At 70.9% G+C, this 17,955-nt stretch carries 19 protein-coding genes and 1 pseudogene; 12 read left to right on the top strand and 8 right to left on the bottom strand.

The window, feature by feature from the left end:
* The first annotated feature begins 36 nt into the window (after nt 1-36).
* On the top strand, nt 37-1,011 hold the full coding sequence (locus tag ACFWXQ_RS05365) for a FecCD family ABC transporter permease (protein ID WP_383947506.1): 975 nt from the start codon (nt 37-39) through the stop codon (nt 1,009-1,011).
* Between the two features lie 46 nt (nt 1,012-1,057).
* Nucleotides 1,058-1,879, top strand: a complete 822-nt coding sequence (locus ACFWXQ_RS05360) for an ABC transporter ATP-binding protein (RefSeq protein ID WP_383947487.1) — start codon at nt 1,058-1,060, stop codon at nt 1,877-1,879.
* A 23-nt stretch (nt 1,880-1,902) separates the two neighbouring features.
* On the opposite strand, the gene ACFWXQ_RS05355 is transcribed toward ACFWXQ_RS05360, so the two are convergent.
* The 3 genes from ACFWXQ_RS05355 to ACFWXQ_RS05345 form a co-directional block, all read right to left on the bottom strand.
* Nucleotides 1,903-2,526 carry a DJ-1/PfpI family protein gene (locus tag ACFWXQ_RS05355; RefSeq protein ID WP_383947484.1) on the bottom strand — a complete coding sequence of 208 codons (624 nt, stop codon included), beginning with the start codon at nt 2,524-2,526 and terminating at the stop codon, nt 1,903-1,905.
* Nucleotides 2,519-2,737 carry a hypothetical protein gene (locus ACFWXQ_RS05350; protein WP_383947481.1) on the bottom strand — a complete coding sequence of 73 codons (219 nt, stop codon included), beginning with the start codon at nt 2,735-2,737 and terminating at the stop codon, nt 2,519-2,521. The genes ACFWXQ_RS05355 and ACFWXQ_RS05350 overlap by 8 nt, the downstream gene beginning before the upstream one ends.
* Nucleotides 2,738-2,928: 191 nt before the next feature.
* Complete coding sequence (locus tag ACFWXQ_RS05345; RefSeq protein ID WP_383947479.1) at nt 2,929-3,336, bottom strand: hypothetical protein; 408 nt, start codon at nt 3,334-3,336, stop codon at nt 2,929-2,931.
* A 202-nt stretch (nt 3,337-3,538) separates the two neighbouring features.
* Between ACFWXQ_RS05345 and ACFWXQ_RS05340 the strand changes: the two genes are divergently transcribed.
* Entirely contained in the window at nt 3,539-3,763 is a 225-nt protein-coding gene (locus ACFWXQ_RS05340; protein WP_383947476.1) for a heavy-metal-associated domain-containing protein, read from the top strand.
* A 222-nt stretch (nt 3,764-3,985) separates the two neighbouring features.
* On the opposite strand, the gene ACFWXQ_RS05335 is transcribed toward ACFWXQ_RS05340, so the two are convergent.
* Complete coding sequence (locus tag ACFWXQ_RS05335) at nt 3,986-4,888, bottom strand: MBL fold metallo-hydrolase (protein WP_383947474.1); 903 nt, start codon at nt 4,886-4,888, stop codon at nt 3,986-3,988.
* 217 nt (nt 4,889-5,105) lie between these two features.
* Here ACFWXQ_RS05335 and ACFWXQ_RS05330 point away from each other — a divergent pair, with 217 nt between their 5' ends.
* Both ACFWXQ_RS05330 and ACFWXQ_RS05325 read left to right on the top strand, forming a co-directional pair.
* Nucleotides 5,106-5,936, top strand: a complete 831-nt coding sequence (locus ACFWXQ_RS05330; RefSeq protein WP_383947471.1) for an aldo/keto reductase — start codon at nt 5,106-5,108, stop codon at nt 5,934-5,936.
* 28 nt (nt 5,937-5,964) lie between these two features.
* Nucleotides 5,965-6,408 carry a 4-oxalocrotonate tautomerase family protein gene (locus tag ACFWXQ_RS05325; protein ID WP_386267587.1) on the top strand — a complete coding sequence of 148 codons (444 nt, stop codon included), beginning with the start codon at nt 5,965-5,967 and terminating at the stop codon, nt 6,406-6,408.
* Nucleotides 6,409-6,438: 30 nt separating this feature from the next.
* Here the strand turns inward: ACFWXQ_RS05325 and ACFWXQ_RS05320 are convergent, their stop codons facing one another.
* From ACFWXQ_RS05320 to ACFWXQ_RS05310, 3 genes are all read right to left on the bottom strand, one after another.
* On the bottom strand, nt 6,439-7,077 hold the full coding sequence (locus ACFWXQ_RS05320; protein WP_383947466.1) for an alpha/beta hydrolase: 639 nt from the start codon (nt 7,075-7,077) through the stop codon (nt 6,439-6,441).
* The gene (locus ACFWXQ_RS05315) at nt 7,077-7,955 is read right to left on the bottom strand and encodes an alpha/beta fold hydrolase (protein ID WP_383947463.1); all 879 of its coding nucleotides are present in this window, start codon (nt 7,953-7,955) and stop codon (nt 7,077-7,079) included. The genes ACFWXQ_RS05320 and ACFWXQ_RS05315 overlap by 1 nt, the downstream gene beginning before the upstream one ends.
* A 103-nt stretch (nt 7,956-8,058) precedes the next feature.
* Entirely contained in the window at nt 8,059-8,925 is an 867-nt protein-coding gene (locus ACFWXQ_RS05310; protein ID WP_383947460.1) for an alpha/beta fold hydrolase, read from the bottom strand.
* 144 nt (nt 8,926-9,069) lie between these two features.
* On the opposite strand from ACFWXQ_RS05310, the gene ACFWXQ_RS05305 reads away from it, so the two are divergent.
* On the top strand, nt 9,070-11,889 hold the full coding sequence (locus tag ACFWXQ_RS05305; RefSeq protein WP_383947458.1) for an AAA family ATPase: 2,820 nt from the start codon (nt 9,070-9,072) through the stop codon (nt 11,887-11,889).
* On the opposite strand, the pseudogene ACFWXQ_RS05300 reads toward ACFWXQ_RS05305, so the two are convergent.
* Nucleotides 11,852-12,046, bottom strand: a pseudogene (locus tag ACFWXQ_RS05300) (hypothetical protein); the annotation flags it as partial. The gene ACFWXQ_RS05305 and the pseudogene ACFWXQ_RS05300 sit on opposite strands and share 38 nt — an antisense overlap.
* A 103-nt stretch (nt 12,047-12,149) precedes the next feature.
* Here ACFWXQ_RS05300 and ACFWXQ_RS05295 point away from each other — a divergent pair.
* From ACFWXQ_RS05295 to ACFWXQ_RS05270, 6 genes are all read left to right on the top strand, one after another.
* The gene (locus ACFWXQ_RS05295) at nt 12,150-12,773 is read left to right on the top strand and encodes an HAD family hydrolase (RefSeq protein WP_383947456.1); all 624 of its coding nucleotides are present in this window, start codon (nt 12,150-12,152) and stop codon (nt 12,771-12,773) included.
* Nucleotides 12,766-13,785 carry a LacI family DNA-binding transcriptional regulator gene (locus tag ACFWXQ_RS05290; protein ID WP_383947453.1) on the top strand — a complete coding sequence of 340 codons (1,020 nt, stop codon included), beginning with the start codon at nt 12,766-12,768 and terminating at the stop codon, nt 13,783-13,785. The genes ACFWXQ_RS05295 and ACFWXQ_RS05290 overlap by 8 nt, the downstream gene beginning before the upstream one ends.
* Nucleotides 13,786-13,951: 166 nt before the next feature.
* Entirely contained in the window at nt 13,952-14,791 is an 840-nt protein-coding gene (locus ACFWXQ_RS05285) for a carbohydrate ABC transporter permease (protein WP_383947451.1), read from the top strand.
* A 1-nt stretch (nt 14,792) separates the two neighbouring features.
* A complete protein-coding gene (locus ACFWXQ_RS05280; RefSeq protein WP_383947448.1) occupies nt 14,793-15,620 on the top strand; it encodes a carbohydrate ABC transporter permease in 828 nt (275 codons plus the stop codon).
* Between the two features lie 130 nt (nt 15,621-15,750).
* Nucleotides 15,751-17,142: an extracellular solute-binding protein gene (locus ACFWXQ_RS05275; RefSeq protein ID WP_383947445.1), complete on the top strand. Its 1,392-nt coding sequence runs from the start codon at nt 15,751-15,753 to the stop codon at nt 17,140-17,142.
* Nucleotides 17,139-17,795 carry a 2'-5' RNA ligase family protein gene (locus ACFWXQ_RS05270; protein ID WP_386267585.1) on the top strand — a complete coding sequence of 219 codons (657 nt, stop codon included), beginning with the start codon at nt 17,139-17,141 and terminating at the stop codon, nt 17,793-17,795. The genes ACFWXQ_RS05275 and ACFWXQ_RS05270 overlap by 4 nt, the downstream gene beginning before the upstream one ends.
* Nucleotides 17,796-17,955: the final 160 nt, after the last annotated feature.

Raw genomic sequence — 17,955 nt, 5'->3', positions numbered from 1 at the left:
GCGGTCACCGGCATGCTCGTGGTTCTCGTCGCCGTCATGGTGGTGGCGGTGAGTATCGGCGCGGTCAACATCCCGGTGGGTGACGTGTGGAGAATCCTCCTGCACCACATCACCGGCCGGGGCGCCACCGATGACCCGGCCCTTGACCAGATCGTGTGGACCTTCCGAGCCCCCCGCGTCGCCCTGGCCGCCTTGGTCGGCGCGGGCCTCGCAGTAGTGGGCGCGGTGCTGCAGACCCTGGTCTCGAACCCGCTCGCCGACCCGATCGTGCTGGGCTTCTCGTACGGCGCCTCCCTGGGCGCCGTGCTGGTCATCACCCTCGGCGGTGCGGCGCTCGCCGGACTCGGCGGCCTCGGAGTGTCGGGCGCGGCGTTCGTCGGCGCCCTGGCGGCCGGCGCCCTGGTCTTCGCCCTGGGACAACGGCGGGGCCGACTTGCCCCCACCCGGCTGGTCCTGGCAGGCGTCGCCGTCGGCTATGTCCTTCTCTCGATGACCAGCTTCGTCCAGCTCCTGGCGACGCCCACCGAACTGCGGACCGTCATGTTCTGGATGCTCGGCAGCGTCGCAGGCGCCCAGTGGGACCAACTGCCCACCGTCACCGTGGTGGTCCTGGCAAGCACCGTCGTACTGACCCTGTTTGGACGGCGGCTCAACGCCCTGCTGGCCGGAGACGAGTCCGCCACCGCCCTCGGGGTGGACGTCAACCGGCTGCGCGCCATCCTGCTGGTCATCAGCGCGCTGCTCACCGGCACCGTCATCGCCGTCGCGGGCGGCGTCGGCTTCGTCGGCCTGATGATCCCGCACCTGGTCCGTCTCACCACCGGCGCCGACCACCGCAGACTGCTGCCCCTGACCGCACTCCTCGGCGCCATCTATCTCGTCCTCGTCGACTTGCTCTCCCGCACCCTCACCCGCCCCAACGAACTGCCACTGGGCATCCTCACCGCAATGCTCGGAGCCCCCTTCTTCCTGTGGCTGCTGCGCCGCAACAAGGGCCTGGACACCGTATGAAGCCGCAGCAAGGGCTTGGACACCGTACGAAGGGGCCGTACAGCGTATGAAACTGACCGTGGACCAGCTCCACATCACCCTGGACCGCAGGCCGATCCTCCGCGATGTGAACCTGGAGGCCGCCAAGGGCGACATCGTCGGGCTCGTGGGTCCCAACGGCAGCGGCAAGTCCACCCTCCTGCGAACGGTCTACCGCTCGCTGCGGCCGGCCGACGGCGTGGTGCGGGTGGGCGGCGACGACGTTTGGGAGCTGTCCTCCCGTACCGCCGCCCGCCGCACGGCGGCAGTGCTCCAGGACGCCGGCACCACCAGCGGCCTGACGGTGACCGAGATCGTCGCCCTCGGCCGTACGCCCCACCACGGCCTGATGGGCCGCGACGGGGCGGAGGACCACCAGGCGGTGGCCGAAGCGGTCGACCGCTGCGGCGTTGGACCCTTCGCGGACCGGGACTACGCAACCCTGTCCGGCGGCGAACGCCAGCGCGTCCTGCTGGCCCGGGCCCTCGCCCAGCGGCCGCAGCTCCTGGTCCTGGACGAACTCACCAACCACCTGGACATCCGCGCCCGGTTCGAGCTCCTGGACCTGATCCGCAGCACCGGGATCACCACCCTGGCGGTCCTGCACGACCTCGACCTCGCAGCCCGGCTCTGCGACCACCTCGTCGTGCTTCACGAGGGCGCGGTGGTGGCGGCGGGACCCGTACTGGAGGTCCTGACACCGGACCTCCTCCGCGACGTCTTCGGCGTACAGGGCAGCACGGAGCGGCACGCCGACGGCGTCGTCCGCATCACGTACGCGGCCCAGCCGCTCGCCCTCGACGCCCAGCCGCTTGCCGTCGACCGGGAGGCCGAGCCCGCCGACCGGTGACGTATCGTCACCAGCCGTGCGGATCAGCCTGTCCCACGCACCTCGTACTGGATACCGTCACGGGTCTGCTCGCTCGCCTCGGCCCCGTCCAACCGGTGGACCAGGTGCAACGCCATGTCGATGCCGGCCGAAACCCCGGCGGAGGTGATGATGTCGCCGTCGTCGACGTACCACTGACCGGCGCGTACGTCGATCGTGGGGTCGATCTTCGCGAGCTTGTCGAGGTAGCCCCGGTGGGTGGTGGCAGGCCGACCCGTCAGCAGGCCGGCTGCCGCGAGGACAAGCGAGCCGGTGCACACGCTCGCCAGGACGGTTCCCTGCTGGTGCAGTTCGCGCAGCCAGGCCAGGTGCGGTCCGTCCTTCGCCAGGGCGCGGGTGCCGTCGCCTCCGGGATGGACCAGCAGATCGAGCGGGGGAGCCGTGGCCAGTTCATGGTCCGCGACGAGGCCGAGTCCCTTGGCACACCGCACGACACCAGCGCTTTGCCCCACGGTCAGGACCCGCACCGGCCGGGACGCGATATGGGCGGCCCAGAACCCCAGAACCTCCCAAGGCCCGACGACGTCGAGTTCCTCGGCGTCCTCGAAGACGAGGACGCCGAGGGTCAGGGCATCGTCGTTCGCAGGCGCCCTACCGGAGTCAGACAAGTGCCGCGGTCAGCTGGTCCAGAGCGCCGGCCTTGGCCTGGGCGACGAGGTCGGCGAACTGCCCCTCGCTCATCTGCACCTGCTGCCCGAAGTCGTCGGTGATACGCACCCGCTTGTCCTCGGGTGCGTCCGGGTCCACGAAGAGTTGGGGACAACCGCAGTCGCACTCCCCACAGAAGGTCGCGATCGGTTCCGGGTTCACATCAGCCATCTGTGCCACCTCGTCGCTTCCGCCGTGCCGGACGGTCCGGCACGCCAAAGATGCCCGGTGCGCGGTCGACGCGAAACGGTCCCAACACATGAGAAGAACCACGCCAGTTGGCGGGAACTGGACGCGGCCGCCGAACGACTCCTGGAGTGGGCGGGGCGCGCGAAACGAACGCCTGTGCTGTCCGGTCCGGGTTACGACCGTACGGCGGCGAGTATCTCCCTGCACGCGTCTGCGGCACGTTCGGTCGCGTCGGCGCAGATGCGGCAGTGCTCGTGGTGCTGAGCGTGCTGTGAGCACGTGTCGTGGCTGCGGCGACAGGCGATCAGACATGCCTCGACCTGCGCGGTCAGGAGTGCCGGATCGTGGCTGCTGCCGCGGGTGAGGACCCGACGGGTGGCGGCGGTGACGTCGGCGCAGTCCAGGTCCTGGCTGATCGCGGCGCGCAGTTCGTCGGCGTCCTTCTCCGCGAGCATGCCGGCCGCGCACGCCGTGGTGGCCTCCTCGCAGTCGCCGAGCACGTCCACGGCCCGGGCGAGGACTTCGTGGCTGAGGGGGCTTGCGGTGGTGACGCTGTCGAGGAGTTCCCTTGTGCGGAGCATGGCGTCCCCCATGGAACGGTGCGGTGGGGCGGTGCTCCGACGACGCTAGTACTGCTCCCGAGGCGGCGGAAGACGCGGGGCCGGACGGGTCCGTGCCGCCGCCGACTGGCCGGGCGGCGGCAGCGGTGGTGAACACGGCGACGTCGCGTCGCGTATCCCATGCCACACCCTTCCTGGGAAGCAGTGGACAGGAGCCCCCGACATGGCTGAGAAGATCTACACCGTCTCCGGAATGAGCTGTGGTCACTGTGCGGCGAGCGTCACCGAAGAGGTGATGGCGGTGCCCGGAGTGACCGAGGTCGATGTCGACGTACCGGCCGGCCGTGTGGCCGTACGCGGGGAGTCGGTCAGCGACGACGCCGTGCGGGACGCGATCGGCGAGGCGGGATACGAAGTCACCGAAGCCACGCGGTCGACGGCGGCCTGAGCCGGGTCTTCGGAGGGCCTGCAGTTTCCCGGCCCGCCGTCGCAGCTGCGACGAGCTCAACTTCATGGCCGGCGCCCTGTGCAAGGAAAGCCGAGCATGCGCCCCTCGTTGCCTCGTCGAGGACTCAAGTCGCCCACCGTGGCTTGTGGTCGCTCGGCCCTCGATCTCGATGCTACGGGGGCCTGTTCACGTACTCGCAGGAGAAGCAGCTCTATGTCCGGGTCAGGTTCCGGTGCCGAGCAGGTCGTGGGCCGCGATCCACAATGTGTAGGGGTTCGCAAGGTCGGGCTGGGCAGCCGTCATGCGGTCGATGAGTTCGCCCGGTGCGGAGCTGCGTTCCAGCGCCGTCTCGAAATCGGCCAGGTAGCGGCGGCTTTCGTCGATCTGGCGACGGGCGTCGTCGTCGGGGGCCCCTGGATCGCGGTGGCCGGCGATCAGGGTGTCGGCCTCCAGCGCCGCCACGGCATCAAGCGCCCGCGCCCAGTCGGCCCGGGAGCCCGGTGTCGATCCCATCAGCCACATGTGCGTCCGGTTGTAGACGACGTCACCCGAGACGACCAGGCTCAGTTCCGGGACATGGACGACGCTGGAATGCACGGTGTCGGTGGTCCCGACCGGGATCACCGTGGCCGACGATTCTCCGACCGGGATCGTACGGCCGGCCAGCGGCTCGGGCGCGACGGGCTTGACCGTCAACTGGCCGGGGAAGAACCCGCCCCAGATCTGCATGTACCCCGCCGAGATCTGCTCCTCCATCGCGGAGATTGACCCGTCCAGGGCCACCGGCCTCGCCTGCGGGAACGCCGCCAGGATCTCCGGCAGCCCGAGGAAGTGGTCGGCGTGCGGATGGGTGATGTACACGTAGTCGAGCTCGCGGTCGTGGGACTTCACCCACGCCGCCAGCTCCTGGCCCTCCCGCTCGGTGATGAGGCAGTCGATCAGCACGGCACCGTCGTCATCGCTGATCAGCGTGGAGGTGGACGGCGGCCAGGTCGCCGGGCCCACCACCTCCTCGAATCCCGGTACCGCACTCGGGATCGGCTTGGGCGCCACCACGTACACGTCGAAGTCAAGGCTCATCGTCTTCTCCGGTTCTCCGGCATAGCTGACTCGGCCGGCCCTCATGGTCACTCCGGGGGACGGCGGCGGAGTATCAGCATGTTGACTGCACTGCACTGCACTGCACTGCACTGCACCGCACCGCACCGCACCGCACAGCTCCGCACCGCACCGCACCGCACAGCTCCGCGCAGCACTGCACCGCATCGCGAGCCCGAGCGGCAGCCGGTTGCAGTCATGTTGCTGATACCACCCCACGGCGCGTTGCCGGATGCTGGTGCTCATGAACCAGAACGCAGCCACATCCGGGGGCGGCACGCGCCTGCTGGCGGACGGCAACCAGGTGCCGGTCCTCGGCCTCGGCGTCTGGCAGGTGCCGGACGGGCGTGAGTGCGTCAACGCCGTGCGCTGGGCGCTCGACGCCGGTTACCTGCACATCGACACGGCTCAGGCGTACGGCAACGAGGAGAGCGTCGGCCGCGCCCTCCGCGACAGCGGCGTACCGCGTGACCAGGTGTTCATCACCACGAAGTTCCAGCCGCGGGGCAACGATCCGGTCGCTCAGGCGGAAGCCAGCCTTCGGCGTCTCGGCCTGGACCAGGTCGACCTCTACCTGGTCCACTGGCCCGAGGGCGGCCCGACCCGGGCCTGGGCAGGGATGGAACGTGCCAAGGAGCGGGGACTGGCCCGTTCCATCGGGGTCTCCAACTATGACGCGGCCGAACTCGAGGCCGTGATCGCCGCGGGGACGGTTCCGCCCGCCGTCAACCAGATCCTGTTCAACCCGCCGCACCGCAGGCAGGCGCTCCTGGCCGCCTGCGGCCGGTACGACGTCGCCGTCGAGGCCTACAGCCCGCTGGGCACCGGCCGGTACGTCGACGACACGACCGTGGCCGGGATCGCCCGCCGGACGGGCCGGACACCGGCCCAGGTGTTGCTGCGCTGGGGCCTGCAGCACGGTCTAGTGGTCGTGGCGAAGTCGACGCACCGCGACCGCATCCACGAGAACGCGCAGATCCACGACTTCACCCTGTCGGACGAGGACATGGCCGAACTCGACGCGCTCGACCGGACCGGCGGCACCGACCGCGCGCTCGAAGCCAAGTGGTGGTAGCACCCGAGCAGCATCCAAGGAGTACGCAATGCCCATGATCGACGTATACGCCACAGCGGGCACCTTCAAGGACGGGCACCGGCTCGCCAAGGACCTCGCCGCCACCCTGATGGCCATCGAGGAGGTTCCGGACATCCCGATGTTCCGCCGGAACACCGCGGCCTTCATCCACGAGTTGCCGGCGGGCGGGCTGTCGAACGTCGACGGCGCGTCCGACTACGTACGCGTGCAGGTGCTGACCAACGCGGGCGCTCTCGACCGCGACAAACAGCTCGCGGTGGTGAGCCGGTTCACCGGCATGGTCGCGGAGGCCGCCGGCGACCCGACGCTCGCGGACCGCACCTGGGTGCTGCTGACCGAGGCCGTGCCCGGTGGGTGGGGTCTTGGCGGTCATGCGAACACCAACGACGAACTTGTCGCCGCGGCGCGCGAGCAGATCGAGGAGCTGCGGGCGGCGGCCGGGGACGGGTGACGTACCGGGGACTGGTGATGCAGGCGACGGTCACGCCTGTTCGTGGATCCAGGCCTCCGCCAGCGCGGTCCATGTCGCGGTCTCCCCGGCGTTCCGGGCGAGGCCGAGGCTGTGCGGGCCGTGGGCGAACACGTGCGCGGTGTGCGGGACTTGGGCGGCCGCGAGTGCCGCGGCGAGGCGGTAGGTGTGTTCGGCGGGGACGTACGGGTCCTCCGCGGTGTGCCAGAGGAAGAACGGCGGCGACTGAGGCGTGACCAGCGCGTCCAGCGAGGTCGACCGGCGCAGTTCGGGGCCGGCGTCCTCGCCGAGCAGGATCAGCCGGGCCGGACGGTAGGTCTCGGTCTCCATCGAGGTGATGGCGTAACCGAGTACGGCGAAGTCCACGGCCTCCTCGGGCTCGCCGCCCGGGGCGAGGGCGGCCAGCCCGGCCAGATGACCTCCCGCGGAGAACCCGACGAGACCGATGCGCTGTGCGCCGGCGGCCCGTCGGCGGCGGATCTCGGCGCGCAGCGCGTCGAGCGGCTCCGGGTGCCGGGCGTGCAGCGGATAGCGGAACACGCTCGCCCGTACGCCGATGTCGCCGAGCCAGTCCACCACCGGCTCGGCCTCGTGCGGGGCGTGTTCGGCGTACCCGCCGCCGGGCAGGACGATCATGTGGGTGCCGGTCATCAAGGACCGCCGAGGAACGCGTCGACGTCCGCGGCGAATTCCGCGTGGTGCTGGAACAGGAACCCGTGCGCCGAGTCGGCGTAGATCTTCACGCGGGCCTGCGGGATCAGGCCCGCGAGCAGGTGGGAGTAGTGCGGCAGGATCATGGGGTCATTGTCGCCGTTCGCCACGAACACGGGCATCCGCAGGCAGCCGAGCCGCTGGAGCTTCGCGTGGTCGGGGATCCCCCACGTGCACACCGCGTCGTACTGCGCCTCGCGGGTCGCCCAGTCGGTCACAGTGTCCCGGTCATCGCTCCGGGCGCCGTAGATCCGCTGCAAGGTCTGCCGGCCGGCCCCCAGGCTTGCCGGGGATCCGGTGAAGAAGACGCTCAGGTATTCGGCGGGACTGGTTTCGGGGTTGCCGACAGCGCCGATGACCTCAGGGGCCCAGCCGTGCATGCCGTCGGCTCCCTGCGGCGCCGACGAGGCGAGGACCAGCCTTCTGACGAGCGCCGGCCTGGTCAGGGCGATCTGCTGCGCGACGAAGCTGCCGAGGGAGAATCCCAGTACATCGACGGGGCCCTGGCCGAGGCCCCCGGCCCCGATCGCCTCGATGAAGGCGATGGCGTCGTGTGCCATCCGGTCCACGGTGTTCGGGGTCGTTCCGGTGGAGCCGCCGACTCCGGCGTTGTCGAAGGCGACGACCCGCCGGGCCGGTGCCAGCCTGTCGATCAGCGCCGGATCCCAGTTGTCGAGGTTTCCACGGAAGTGCTGGAGAAGGACAAGCGGCACACCGGTGCCGTCGTCCGTCGGGCCGGTGTCGCGGTACGCGTAGTCGATGCCGTTCGCGGCCTTGACCCGCTCGTTCGGCAGACCTGAGTACGAGTTGTGCTCCATGACCCGAGCGAATCAGCCGCGGTGCGGCGGCGGAATCCGCATGTTGACTGCACCCGCCGGTCAACCAGGCTCTGCCGGCGTTCCCCGCCGCCCGACGTACACCTCACAGGGCCCGCAGAAAGCCGACGAGCAGCTGGTTGACCTGGGCGGCGTGCGTCCAGATGATCGCGTGCCCGCCGTCCGGAATCACCGCGAGGCGGGTGTCGGCCAGCAGCGCGGCCAGGCGGTTCCCGGTCGCGCCGGGCGGCATGACTCTGTCCTGAGCGCCCTGCACGATCAGGACGGGGACCGTGATGCGGGCGACGTCGTCCCGGAAGTCCTCCCGCATGGCGACCGCGCAGCCCAGGGCCGCGACCGCCGACACCCGGAGCGCCACGTGGAAGCTGTTCTGCCACGCCTGGTCGCTCACCCGGCTCCCGCCGAGCGGGTCGGTGTCGCGGTAGTCGGTGTTGTAGTAGTCGAGGTTGTAGTGCCGGTCCAGGTAAGTCTTGATCGCCGCGGGGCGGTCGGCGGACAGCTCGCCGACGAAGGCGTCGAGGACGCCGACGGCGATGCCCTCCGGATTGGCGTCCGACCGCGGCAGGAATGGCGGCAGAGGCGCCAGCAGCACCGCGCCGCGGACCCGCCGCTGCCCGTACGTTCCCAGGTACCGGGTCAGATCCCCGGTGCCGGAGCAGCAGCCGACGAGCACCGCGTCCCGCACGTCCAGGACTTCCAGCAGTACGTTCAGATCCGCGGCCAGCGTGTCGTAGTCGTAGCCCGTCGCCGGCCGGCCGGAGTCGCCGCCGCCGCGCCTGTCGTAGCTGATGACGCGGTACCCGGTCGTGAGCAGCGCCGCCTCCTGCTTCTCCCAAGAGCGCCCGTCGGCGAGATAGCCGTGGATCAGCACGACGGGCGGACCCGCGCCGTGGTCCTCGTAGTGGATCCGGATGTCACCGGTGTTCTCCCGGCCGACCACGACATACGGCATCACGAACCCGCGTTCGGTTGCGCGCCGGGGACATCGTGGAGGGCAACGCAGGGGACAGCGTCCATACACTCGACCCTGGGCCGCGCAGCGGCCGTCCGGTATCCGCAACCTGACTGCACACGAGGTGAGGGTGGCGTTCCCGCGATGACCCGCAAGGACACGAAGGACACGAGGGGTACGAAGGACACGAGGGACACGAAGGGCGCCCAGGCCACGACCGTGATCGGGCGGCGGGAGGAGCTGTCCCTGCTCCGGGAACTGATCGCCCCGCCCCACAAGGAAAGCCACGTTCTGCTGCTCCTGGGCGATCCGGGTCTGGGCAAGACCGTCCTGCTGGCCGAAGCCGCGCGCGAGGCCAGGGCGGCGGGGATGCGGGTGCTGGCGACCGCCGGCAGGGAGTCGGAGCAGGACCTGGCGTTCGCCGGGCTGCACCAGCTGCTGCGCCCTGCCCTTGACCGCGTGGCCCGCCTGCCGACCCGCCAGGCCGAAGCACTGCGCGGTGCGTTCGGGCTGTCCGAGGACCCCGCGCCGCCCGACGCCCTGCTCACCGGGATCGCCGTACTCACCCTGTTGTCCGAGCTGTCCGACGAGCAGCCGCTGCTGGTGGCGGCCGACGACGCGCAATGGCTGGACCGTGCCTCCCTCGACGCGCTCGCCTTCGCCGCCCGCCGCCTGGAATCGGAGCAACTCGTGCTGCTGGCCGGCGCCCGCGGCAACGTACCTCCCGCCGGTTTCGAGCGGGATCTGCCGCAGCTCCTGCTACGACCACTCACCCCGCCTGACGCGGGCCTGCTCCTGGACGCGCAACCGCGCCCGCCGCACGGCCGCCTGCGCGAACAGGTGCTGGCCCAGGCGATCGGCAACCCACTGGCACTGATCGAACTGGCCAGGGTGATCGCCGCGGATCCCGACGCGGGGCACCGGTGGACCGCCGAACCGCTGCCGCTGACCGGGCAGTTGACCGCCCTGATGGCTGCCCAGTACGGCACTCTGCCCCCGGCGACCCGGTCCGCGCTGCTGCTCGCCGCGGCTGCCGACAGCCCGGACCTGACCATGGCCGTACCCGGGCTGACCGCCGACGCGCTCGCCCCGGCGGAAGTGGTGGGCCTGATCCGGCTGGACACGCCGGGCCCGCGGTTCGCCCATCCGCTCACCCGGTCGGCCGTCTACCACGCCGCGCCCTTCGCCGAGCGGGCCGCGGCGCACCGGCAGGTCGCCGACGCGCTCCATGACCAGCCCGACCGCCACGCCTGGCACCTGGCGGCCGCCGCGCCGGCACCCGACGAGCACCTGGCCGCACTGCTCGAAGACAGCGCGGCCCAGGCACAGCGCCGTGGCGGCGCCGCAGCGGCGGCACGCGCCCTCGAACGCGCCGCCGAACTCAGCCCCGGCGAACTCGACAGGGCCCGGCGCCTGTTGGCCGCCGCCGAGCTCGCGCTGTCCGCAGGCCAGGCCGACTGGGTACGCGAACTGGCGGGCCAGGTCCTCACGTTGACCTGCGACCCGGACCTGCGCATCGCCGCCCGGCTGGACATCGGCTGGTCGCTGCTGTGGTCCAACCGCAACGCCGAAGCGTTCGACACACTCCTGTCCGTAGCAGCCGAGGCATCCCCGACGACACCGGCCATCGCGTGGCAGGCCGCCTGGATGGCCGCCACGGTCGCCCACCAGACCGGCCTCCCCGAAGTCTGCGCCAAGGCACGTGCCGCCCTCGACCTGCTCGACTCCCGGGAGGGGCCACTGCCGTCGGCAAAGGACCGGCCCGCCGACGAGTACCGGATCTGGATCCGGGCCTGCACGGACCCGTTCGGCGAACGAGCCGACCTCGTCCCGTTTCTCCGGCGCACAGCGGAAGGCCCCCTCTCGGACCCGGGTACGTTCGGCGCGGCGGCCTGGGTACTGGACGAGACCGAACTGGCGGTCAGGGTGCTGCGCGAAGCCCTCAGCCGGCTGCGCGCCCCGGGCGTCCGCGGTGCCAGCGGCGGGGTGCTGTCGGCACTGGAATGGGCCTGCGTCGACAGCGGGCGCTGGGACGACGCACTCGCCGCCGCCCGGGAGGCGGGCGACATCGCCGCCGCCTACAAGATGGAAACCGTCGCGGGTTCGGCCGACCTCACCACGGCCGTCGTGGCGGCCATGCGCGGCGAACACGACCAGGTGGCACCGCTGCTGGCCCGTGTGCGCGCCGCCGTGGACACCTCCGACTACCGCGGTTTCGCCGCCAGGATCTGGCAGACGGCAGGTCTCGCCGCGCTGGCCCAGGGCAACTACGTGACCGCGTACACGCAGTTCAGCCGGCTCTTCGCCGCCGACGGCACACCCCTGCACCATCACTTCTCGTACCTCGCCGTCGCTGACCTCGCCGCCGCGGCGGTGCGCGCCGAACGGCACCTCGAAGCGCGTACGTTGCTGGAGCGCGCGCTGGCCCGCGTGGATCCCGCGCCGGGCCCGCGCCTGGAACAACTCGCGGCCCGGGCGCGCGGACTGCTCGCCGAGCCCGACAGCGCCGAAGCCCACTTCGCCGGCCCCCTGGCCGATCCCACCGGAGACACGTGGCCGTTCGAACGGGCCCAGCTCCAACTGGACTACGGGGAATGGCTGCGTCGCCGGCGACGGATCAACGACGCAAAGCCCACCCTCATGACCGCCCTGGAAACGTTCCGCCGTCTGGGCGCGGCACCGTGGACCCGGCGCGCGGAAGCCGAGCTGCGTGCCTGCGGCGTAACTGTGCGATCCCCGCAGGGCGCCCCGGGCGCGCTGGACGGCCTCACCGCTCAACAGCGCGAGATCGTCATCCTCGCCGGACAGGGCCTGACCAACGCCGAGATCGCCGACCGCCTGTTCCTGTCCCCCCGCACCGTCGCCTCACACCTGTACCGCTCCTACCCCAAGCTCGGCATCGCCGGCCGCCACCAACTCCGCGACATCATCGACCGGCGGACCACACCACGGACCGACCACTAGCACGCCGACGCCTTGCCCTGAACAACAAACAACCCAGTACCTGGTCGGTGACGGGGGCGATGCATTCAGAGTCCCGGTCACGGTGCAAAAGGGTCAGCCCCAGCAGCTTGGCCTTGGCGGCCACCACGAGGCCGACCGCCCCGGCGCTGCGGTGCTGTCTCTGCATCTATGTCTGCGGGTGGACCGCCAGTACAAAAGAGGGACGTCGGGATGGGCTGCGCCCGCTCGTCGAGGCAGCAGCGGCCGCTATCATCCTGCATGTGGAACGTTCCCAAGAAATACCGCCGACCGTAGTCGTCTGGGATCTCGGCGGCGTCCTTGCGCCATCGGGCCGTGCTCTGGCCGCCCTCGCAGAGGCCCTCGACGTGCCCGAGTCCGAACTGGCCGACCCGTACTGGATGCACCGGGACGCCTACGACCTGGGCGCCGCTCCGGGAGCGTACTGGCAGCGGATCGCCGAGGCGCTGGGGCGTCCGCTCGACGCGGGGTGGGTCGAGCGCCTCGACCGGATCGACACCGACTGCTGGGCGACCCTCGATTCCGACGCCGAGACCCTGCTGGACCAACTTAGCGAGCGGGGAACGCCGTTGGGGGTTCTCTCCAATGCTCCGGGCTCACTCGCGCGGGCGATCCGCCGAGCGCCGTGGAGTGGTCGCTTCGAGACCCTGGTCTTCTCGTCGGACCTGGGCCTGATGAAACCGGACCCGCTCGTGTACCGGGCCGCCGACGAACGACTCGGCCGACCCGCGTCGGAGGTCGTGTTCTTCGACGACCGGCCCGAGAATGTCGTAGCGGCCCGCTCGCACGGCTGGCGCGCACATGTGTGGACCGGAGGCGAGGCAGCCGCGGCGGTGCTCGCCCGAGAGGGCGTGCTCGATGACTGACCGGCCGCGCAACCCGACGATCATAGATGTGGCCGGGCGGGCCGGGGTGTCCAAGTCGGTGGTGTCCCGCGTCGTCTCGGGGCGCGGCAGTGTGGGGGAGGAGACCCGGCAGCGGGTCCTCAAGGCCGCGCAGGAGTTGGGCTACGTGGTCAACGCCTCCGCCCGTGCCATGGTGGCCCACCGCACGTACACCTTCGGGGCGTTCGTGCGCGACGCGGCGACGCCTTTCTACGGTCATCTGCTCACCGCGATGCAGGAGCGCGCCGCTTTCCACGGCTACCGGGTGGTCACCGCGACCGGGTCCGGCCGGTTCGAGGTGAGCGACGAGTACCGGGCGTTGGAGACGCTCGCGATGCTGCGGGTCGAGGCGCTGATCGTGTGCAGTGGGCTGCTGCCGAGCGAGCAGATCCTGCCCTTCGCCGCGCGGTTGCCGACCGTGGTGGCGGGCCGCCCGGAGACCCATCCGAGCATCACCAGTGTGTACTGCGACGAGGATGAGGGCGGTGCCGCCCTGGCGGACCATCTCGTCGAGCTGGGGCACCGCGAGGTCGCGGTGGTCACGGTGCCGAGGAGTGTCTCCGTGACGCTGGGGCCTCGGACGGAGTCGATGGTCCGCCGCCTGCGGGAGCGTGGAGCGCGCGTGCTGGAGATCCCGGGACCGCATCGGGAGACGGCCGGCGCGTGGGCGACGGAGGTGCTGCGGCATCCCGGGATCACCGCGGTGATGGCGCCCAGCGACCGGCACGCGATCGCCCTGCTGGAACAACTCCGGTTCCGGGGCGTGGCCGTACCGGAAGAGCTGTCCGTCACCGGCTACGACGGCATCGGGGATCTGACGACCTCCTTGATCGGGCTGACCCACTGGCGTCAGCCGATCGATCTGATCGGCGGCGGGGCCGTCGATGCCCTCGTGCAACTGCTCGACGGTGAGCAGCCGCCCGACCATCACCGGGCGCTGCCCGGCACGCTGGTGACGGGCCGGACGACGGCACCCCCGCCGCCCCGCGGCTGACGGGCATTTTGCGGATTGTTCACCCGTCGGGTCCTTTGGAGGCCAGGCCTGGAGTGGGAACGTTCCACTCATGATTGGGAACGTTCCACTTCGCCGTCGACGCGGCAGACCAAGCGGATCGGCAGGGTCGTCCGGACGGGGTCCCGCCGCCCTGGCCGGTCCGCTGATGGTCCTGCCGTGCGTCGGACTCCTGCTCGTCTTCGCGTACTGGCCGGTCGTCCGAGGCGTCGCCCTGAGCCTGTACGACACCGATCTGCTCGGAGACCCCACCCGGTTCGTCGGCGTCGCGCACTACGTCGACGTGGTCGCCGACCCGGACCTGCGGCGGGCGCTGCTCGCCACCGGGACGATCGCCGCGCTCAGCGTGCTGCTCTCCGTGGGCGGCGCGCTCGCCGCCGCGCTCCCGCTGCGCCGGGCCGCCCGGAAGCCGCGCGCCGTGGTGTCGGTGCTGCTGTCCCTGCCGTTCGCCTACTCGGCGGCGGCGTCGGCGGCCGTGTTCGCGGGCCTGTTCGCGCCGGCGGTCGGCACGCTCAACCAGGTGCTGGCCCACCTCGGCGTCACCGGGCCGCAATGGCTGCAGTCACCGACGTGGGCCGTCATCAGCATCTCGATCGCCACCGCCTGGTACGAATTCGGGTTCGCCTTCCTCGTGCTGCTGGCCGCGCTGACCCAACTCGACCAGGAGGTCATCGAGGCCGCGGCGCTCGACGGCGCCTCGGGACTGCGGCTCGCCCGGTCGGTGATCATCCCCATGCTCCGGCCGAGCCTGGTGTTCCTCCTGGTCACCCAGACCATCAGCGGCCTGCAGATCTTCACCCAGGTACAGGTGCTCACCCGGGGCGGCCCCGCAGGCGCCACGTCCACGCTCGTCTACGAGTTGTACCAGCGCGCGTTCGGCGAGGCGCTGCCCCAGGTCGGCTCGGCCTCGACCCTGGCCATGGTCCTGCTGGCCCTGGTCCTGGCGATCACCGCGATCCAGTTCCGGGTGCTGCGGAGGTGGGCGTGACATGGCTGTGAAACGCCTTCAGGCCGGATCCGTACTGCGCTGGTCGTGGCTCGCCATCGTGGTCGTGCTCGTCACCTTCCCCGTCTACGTCACCCTCGTCACCGCCCTCCTCCCGCCGGGCGACGTCGCCGCAGGCCGACTCCTCCCGGCGCCGGGACGACTGACCCTGGACAACGTGCGCGAAGCGCTGGACTCCGCCCCGCTGGCCCGGCAGTACCTGGTCAGCGTGGCCGTCACCGTCCTCCAGGCGGCCGCCCAACTGGCCACCGCCGCACTGGCCGCCTACGCGCTCGTCTTTCCCCGCTGGCGCGGCCGGGGCATCGCCTTCGCGCTGGTCCTTGCCACCCTGGCGTTTCCCGGGGAGAGCCTGGTCATCCCCAACTTCGAGACCGCCACCGCGCTCGGGCTGCGTGACACCCTGCTCGGGATCGTCATCCCGTACCTGGCCGCCGGCTACGCGGTCTTCCTGCTCCGCCAGGCCTTCCTCGCGCTGCCGCGGGAGACCTGGGAGGCCGCCCGCCTGGACGGCTGCGGCGAACTGCGGGCCCTGCTGCACGTCGTACTGCCCATGGCACGACCGCAGTTGATCACCGCGGCGATGTGGTGCGCCCTGTCGGCGTGGAACGGCTACTTCTGGCCGCTGCTGATCACCGACTCTCCCGAGAGGCGGACCATCCAGGTCGGCCTCGCCCAACTCGTCGTCGATCAGGTCACCTCGCCTGCGGTGATCTACGCCGGGACCTTGCTCGTTCTGCTCCCGACCCTGCTGCTCGTCCTCTTCGGCCAGCGGTTCCTGGTGCGGGGGCTGGCGTCGCGGGTCACCACCTAAGCGCTTCTCCGCGATGCCGGCCGCGGGTTCGTCGTGGCTGGTCGCGCCCACGCGGCGGAGCCGCACATCGATACAGCCCCGCGCCCCTCAAGGGCGCGCTACACACACCCCGGAAAGGAAACAGTCCCCAATGTCCTCACGAAACAGAAATCTGCGCCTCTCCACCGCCTGCATGCTGACCGTTGGCGCCCTGACCCTTACCGCTTGTGGATCCGGCTCCGGCGAGAAGGCCACCGGAGCCGCGCCCGGACCGTCGGCCCTGGCCGCCGCGAAGGGGCCGGTGACCGTGACCCTGTGGCACGGGGTCGGCGCCCCGGCCGGCGACGCCCTCCAGAAGGAGATCGACGCGTTCAACAAGGCCAACAGAGGCAAGATCGTGGTGAAGGCCTCGTTCCAGGGCAGCTACACCGACGCCATCGCCAAGTACACCTCCGCGATCCGCGACGGCGGTACGCCGAGTGTCATGGTCTCCAACGACACCACCACCGGCTATCTGCGCGACGCCAAGCAGACGGTCTCCGCCCAGGCGATGGCCGCCGCCAACCCGAAGGACCTCGACCTCGACCAGCTCCGCCCGGCGGCGCGCAACTACTACACGGCCGACGGCGAGTTGCTCGCCGTACCGCTCAACACGTCCATGCCCCTGCTGTACGTCAACGACAAACTGCTGGACCAGGCGGGCGTGGACCGCTCGACCCTCGGCACGCTGGACGGTGTGGCAGCGGCGGCCCGCAAGATCCACGCCAAGGCTCCCGGTGTCAAGGGCATCGACATGCCCTTCTCCGGCTGGTGGTTCGAGCAGCTCACCGCCGCAGCCGGGGTCCCCTACTGCACGCCGGACAACGGCCGCAAGGGCGACGGAGCGACGGCGCTGACGCTGACGAGCGGGCCGCAGCGCGCCGCGATCGGCACCATGGCCAAGCTCTACACGGACGGCGTCGGGCTCGACACGGGCATCGACGGCAACGCAGCCCTGTCCGCCTTCACCGCGGGCAAGACGGCCATGATGCTCAACTCCAGCGGCGCCATCGGCGGCCTGACGGGGGCAGGCATGACGGACTACACCGCGCTGCCCTATCCCCTCTCGGGTTCGGCGTCCACCGCCGGGCCCGCGATCGGCGGCGCCGCGATGTGGGTGGACCAGGCCGGACACAGCAAGGCCGAGCAGGTGGCGAGCTGGAAACTGGTCAGCTACCTGGCGTCCGCCGGCGCACAGGAACGATTCGCCGAGGCATCCGGCTACGCCCCGATCAACACAGGCGTCGACAACTCGCCCGCCTGGAAGCAGTTCCTCGCGAAGAACGAGCCCTACGCCGTGCTCGACAAGCAGTTCGCCGACACCCCGTCCACGACGGCCACCTCCGGCTGCCTCACCGGCGCGATGACGGGCGTACGCGCCGAGGTCGAACCCGCGATGCAGCAGGCGTTCAGCGGCAAGACCTCCCTCGACGACGCCCTGAAGGCGGCGGAGAAGGCGGCGACCGCCAAGATCCAGAACTACCGAGAGCAGGCAGGCCAGTGACCGCGAACGTGACCGACCGATTCGCACAGGCTCCGGGGGACCCGTACCGCTACGGCGTCTACCTCCGCCCCGACCCCGCGACCTGCGCCGCCGTCACCGCCGTGACGTCGCAACTGCGGGCCCAGTACGGCATTGTCTCGGCAGGCGCGTTCCCGCCCCACGCGACCCTCGTGGGCAGCCGCCACATCACGAATCCCGTCGAGGAGATCGTGGCCGCCGTGACCCGGGGACTGTCCGATGCCTCCGCCTTCACCGTCCACAACGCCGGCGTCCGACGCCAGGGAGTGGGCCTGGTCTACGACGTCCACCACCTCGCCGACGGCCTCACCCCGAACCCCGACTTCGTGGACCTCGCCGCCCGCGTCGACAAGGCCGTCGCACCCCTGCAGACCCCCGCACCGAACCACGCCGAGCACCATTTCGACAGGGACACCTTCCGCGCGCACCTGTCGCTGGTCTCGCACGACATGTACGTACGCCCCGACCTGTCCGAAGAGGTCGAGGAGTACGTCACCGGACTCCCCGTACCCTTCCCGGAGAGCTTCCCCGGCGACAGGGTCACCCTCTACCGCACCCGCAGCGACGACTGGACGGGCCGCTGGTGGCAGACCCTCACGTGGGAGCACGTCCACACCTGGCGCCTGACGCGCTGAGGGGCTTCTTGCATCGGCCGTGCACAACGCCGCCCTGGCAGCCGGGTGCGCAGGGTTTCCGTTTCAGGGGCGCGAGGAGGATGGCCCCTTTCTTAGCCGGAGCTCGGGAAGCATCCTTCGGCCACAGCCGAAATGGTTGTGGTGAGCCCGACGTGAAAGC

Origin of the sequence: Streptomyces sp. NPDC058697, assembly GCF_042715345.1 — a bacterium.
In the GTDB taxonomy this organism is placed as follows: domain Bacteria; phylum Actinomycetota; class Actinomycetes; order Streptomycetales; family Streptomycetaceae; genus Streptomyces; species Streptomyces liliifuscus.
Note: the sequence above shows the minus strand (reverse complement) of the source record. Positions and strands in the feature narration are given on the sequence as shown.